Below are 3,638 nucleotides of genomic sequence, written 5' to 3' on the forward strand. Positions count from 1 at the left end.
CCGGCGCCGGCGCCACCTGCGCGGTGCTCGTCCTCGCCACCCTTCCGTTCCGCCTGGCCCACCACGACGCACCGGTGACCCCCACGGTCCCCCTCGCCCCACCCCCCGCGAGCAGCAGTCCTACGACTCCGCCCACCCCGCCCGCCACCAAGGCGCCCACTCCCAGCGCGGACCCGAGTCGCACGAGCGTCCCCACCAGGGAACCGTCCCGTGCCCCCACGGCTTCGGCATCGGCTTCACCCGTGTCCTCCCGGACTGTCGCCCCCTCGGCGGCCGGGCAGACCCACTTGCCGTAACTCCCGCGCGCACAGGGGCAATTGCAGCCAATCCTGTCGCGCATCTTGCCGACAATATTGCCAAGCGGTTACACAAGTGAGTCATGGGAAGGACGACGACACTCCGCAGCAGAGTCCGCACCATCCTGGCAACCGTGAGCGTGCTCGGCCTGGGGCTCCTGTCCCCGATCGCCGTACACGCGCTGAAGTCCCCTCCCGCACAAGGGAGTTCGCAACGCACATCGCTGGTGGTCCCCACCGCCTCCGGCAAGGTGAAGGGACAGGCCCAGACCGGGTACGACGCCTGGCTCGGCATCCCGTACGCCGCCACCCCCACCGCCGCCGACCGCTGGACCGCCCCGCGACCCACCTCCTCCTGGACCGGCATCCGCGACGCCACCCGCTTCAGTGACCGCTGCGCCCAGCCCTCCGGCTGGGACCCCGGCTATGAGAAGGCGATCACCACCGAGGACTGCCTCGGCCTCAACGTCTATGCCCCGCAAGGGAGTAGGGCGAAGGCTCCGGTCGTGGTCTGGATCCACGGCGGCGGCTTCTTCGGCGGCGCCGGCCAGGACACCAACCCGCGCAAGTTCGTGCAGCAGACCGGCGCGGTCGTCGTCACCGTCAACTATCGCCTGGGCCCGCTCGGTTACCTGAACCTCCCCGAACTGCGCGCCGAGAACGCCAACGGGGCCGGAAACTACGGCCTGTTGGACCAACAGGCGGCACTGCGCTGGGTACGGTCCAACATCGGGCACTTCGGCGGCGACGCCGGGAACGTCACCATCGCCGGCCAGTCCGCGGGCGGCAGTTCGGTCTGCGACCAGTTCGCCTCGCCCACCGCCAAGGGTCTGTTCGCCCGCGCGGTCATCATGAGCGGCAGCTGCGGCCTCCAGTCGGCGGCGGCCGGTGAGACGCAGAGCCGGGCCTTCGTCCAGGAGATCGGCTGCGCCACCGCCCCCGACGTCCTCGCCTGTCTGCGCGCGAAGCCCACCACCGCGATCGTCGCCGCCCAGCTCAAGGCCCCGGTCCGCCCGTCCCTCGGCGGCACCGCCTTCCCGGCCGACCCGGGAACGGCCGTACAGGCCGGCGACTTCACCAAGGTCCCGGTCATGCTGGGCCAGACCAACAGCGAACGCGGCCTGTTCACCTTCCAGAACTACGACTACCTCGGCACGCCGATGACCGCCGACCAGTACACCCAGGCCGTGAGGTCGACGTACGGCATCAACGCGGACAAGGTCCTCGCCGAGTACCCGCTGACCGCCTACCCCACCCCGGGCCAGGCCTGGACCGCCGTCCAGAACGGCTCGACCTCCTACGACCGCCAACAGCTGATGGCGCGGCTGTCGCGCTGGGTGCCGACGTACGCCTACGAGTTCGCCGAGAGCGACACCCCGCACTTCACGTCGATCTACCGACTTCAGCAACAGAGCGCCACGGCACGGGACTTCCCCTTCGGCGGAGCCATCCACGTCGACGACCTCGGCTACCTCTGGGACTACCTCGGCCAGACCCTGCCCTACGACGACGACCAACTGGAGCTGTCCCGCCAGATGATCACCTTCTGGGACCGCTTCACCACGACCGGCGACCCGAACGGCTCCAGCACCCCGAACTGGCCGAAGTACCGGCCGCAGACAGGGGAGTTGATGTCCCTGAAGGCCTGCGACACCGCCCCGTCGAGCGACGACCCGCCGGCCGCCTGCTCCAAGGCCACGCGCGACTTCGCCCAGGAGCACGACCTGGACTTCTGGGGGAGCCTCGGGGCGACGTGACAGAGTTTTGAACGCGTTCAAATATTGGCGTAAGCTGCCGCCATGAACGACAGAGCCGCCCTCCTGAAGGGCATCCGCGCCTGGCTTGCCCTGTTCGTCGTCTGTCTGGTGCTCAGCGGCGCCACCGCCTTCCCACTGGTCCACGAACTCCGCTGGACCGAGGACGTGTTGACGTCCCTGTCCGTACCGCACTACCTGCCCGCCCTCGCGGACTGGATCGAGCGCGTACGCCAGGGACTCGACACCGCCGACACCGACTACCCCTTCCTCCTCTACGGCACGGACTGGCTGGCCTTCGCACACCTCGTCATCGCGGTGGCCTTCTACGGCCCCTACCGCGACCCCGTCCGCAACATCTGGGTCGTCGAGTTCGGGATGATCGCCTGTGCCGGGATCATCCCGCTCGCCCTGATCTGCGGACCGGTCCGCGGAATCCCCCTCTGGTGGACGGTGATCGACATGTCCTTCGGAGTGATCGGGATCGTCCCGCTGTACGTCGTCCGGAAGAAGATCAAGCGCCTGGAAGCGGTACTCGCACCAACTCCCGCCCCCGCACCGGCTACTTGAGCGCGGCCAGCGCGATCCGCATCGCGACCGCGTTCATCGACTCGCCCTTCGCGTCCGTCGAGTTGACCGAGTAGACGAGGGTGCGGGACAGATCGCGGGTGGCGACGACCACCGCGCTGTAGCCGTACCGGGAACCGGACTTGAGCCAGTACACCTGCCCGCCGTACTCGAACCGCTGGAGCCCGGCGCTGTAACTGGCGCCCTCGACACCGGCCGGCACCGTGAACATCTCCTTCAGTTGCGGCCCCGGCACGATCCGCCCCCGGAACAGCGCGGTGATCAGCCGTTCCAGATTGGCGGTCGTCGAGATCATGTCGCCGGCCGCCCATCGGTCCGCCTGGTTCCAGTCCGTGACATCCACGAACTTCGTTGTGCCGTCGGCCTGTTGGACCGCCTGGTAGCCGTGGTTGTGCGGGCCGCGGATGCGCGGGTCGGTGCCGGGGAAGTACGTGTCCCGCATACCCGCAGGGCGCAGCACGAGCCGGGTGGCCTCCGAGGCGTACGAGTGTCCCGTCACCTTCTCGATCAGCAGGCCGAGGATGGTGTAGTTGATGTTGAGGTAGTCCTGTTGCTCACCCGGCCGGAACTCCGGGCCCTTCGCCACCGCCGACCCCACCACCTCCTTCGGCGTGAGCGTGTCGAAGCGGTGCGCGTACTGCTCCTCGAAGGCGTCCCCGAAGCCGTCACCTGCCTGGATACCACTGGTGTGGTTCAGCAACTGCCGTACGGATATGGGCTCGAAGGCCTTCGTGAGCAGGCCCGGCAGATAGTGCTGGACCGGTGTGTCCAGGTCGACCTTCCCCTGCGCCGCCAGCCGCAGCACGGTCGCCGCCGTCACGACCTTCGTCGTCGAACCGGCCCGGAAACGGGCGTCGGGATCGGCGGCGGCACCGCTCTCCAGATCGTGCACACCGGCACTCCCGCGCCAGCTCCCGTCCGTCCCTCCCACCCGCACGAGAGCCGCCGTGGCATCCGCGTCCGGCAGCCCGGCGAGCGCGGCGCGCAGCGCCTCGGCGTC

3 protein-coding genes and 1 pseudogene are annotated in these 3,638 nt (G+C 69.1%); 3 read left to right on the forward strand and 1 reads right to left on the reverse strand.

What is annotated here, in order from left to right:
- The 3 genes and pseudogenes from R6V09_RS48615 to R6V09_RS48625 all read left to right on the forward strand — a co-directional run.
- Positions 1–296: pseudogene (locus R6V09_RS48615) on the forward strand (hypothetical protein); the annotation flags it as partial.
- A 134-nt stretch (positions 297–430) separates the two neighbouring features.
- A complete protein-coding gene (locus R6V09_RS48620; RefSeq protein ID WP_317887849.1) occupies positions 431–2,053 on the forward strand; it encodes a carboxylesterase/lipase family protein in 1,623 nt (540 codons plus the stop codon).
- A gap of 42 nt (positions 2,054–2,095) precedes the next feature.
- Positions 2,096–2,620 (forward strand): hypothetical protein, encoded by a 525-nt coding sequence (locus R6V09_RS48625; protein ID WP_317887850.1) that lies wholly within the window; start codon positions 2,096–2,098, stop codon positions 2,618–2,620.
- Here R6V09_RS48625 and R6V09_RS48630 read toward each other — a convergent pair.
- Positions 2,613–3,638 (reverse strand): serine hydrolase domain-containing protein (locus tag R6V09_RS48630; protein WP_317887851.1); only part of this gene is annotated, 1,026 nt, incomplete at its 5' end. The two genes, R6V09_RS48625 and R6V09_RS48630, sit on opposite strands and share 8 nt — an antisense overlap.

Origin of the sequence: Streptomyces sp. W16, assembly GCF_033194735.1 — a bacterium.
In the GTDB taxonomy this organism is placed as follows: domain Bacteria; phylum Actinomycetota; class Actinomycetes; order Streptomycetales; family Streptomycetaceae; genus Streptomyces.

Coding starts and splice junctions, on each gene's coding strand:
- R6V09_RS48625 (WP_317887850.1), top strand. CDS start 2,096: ATGAACGACAGAGCCGCCCTCCTGAAGGGCATCCGCGCCTGGCTTGCC.